This window comes from Pseudomonas sp. 43(2021) (genome assembly GCF_017490805.1).
In the GTDB taxonomy this organism is placed as follows: Bacteria; Pseudomonadota; Gammaproteobacteria; order Pseudomonadales; family Pseudomonadaceae; genus Aquipseudomonas.
In genome coordinates, this window is sequence record NZ_JAFGYJ010000537.1 from 1 (window position 1) to 443 (window position 443).

Genomic DNA, 443 nt, shown 5'->3' on the forward strand with positions numbered 1-443 from the left:
GTCGATCAGGTCGTGATCGAGAACGGCATCACGCCGAATGATGCGCTGTACTGGAAGCTGAAGCCCGAATCGGTCAATCGCGGCCAGATCGACGTGCACAAACTATTCGCCGCCGAGCCGCAGCCGTGCCTTGCCGAGACGCTCGGCAACGGCCGCTTCCTGCTGTTTCGCGTCGGCGATTGCATCTCGATGCACAACATCCACGGCGCGATCTATGACGCGCTGCGCCTCGTGAAGGATTTCTGACGATGAATCCGGCCATCCTGATTACCGCGCTGCTGTGGCTGTCGGTCGCGGGTCTCGCGTTCGCGGTCGCGAAACGCTCGGCGTACTGGCGGCTCGGCCGCGCGACCACACCCGGCGCGTTCGGGCTCGCGAACCTGCTCGCGATTCCGAAGCGCTATTTCGTCGATCTGCACCACGTCGTCGCGCGTGACCCGTAC

Annotated in this window: 1 protein-coding gene and 1 pseudogene; both read left to right on the forward strand. The window is 63.9% G+C overall.

What is annotated here, in order from left to right:
- A pseudogene (locus tag J5M71_RS28570) lies at window positions 1–246 on the forward strand (N-methylproline demethylase); the annotation flags it as partial.
- Window positions 247–248: 2 nt separating this feature from the next.
- Window positions 249–443 (forward strand): DUF3483 domain-containing protein (locus J5M71_RS28575; RefSeq protein ID WP_207839032.1); only part of this gene is annotated, 195 nt, incomplete at its 3' end.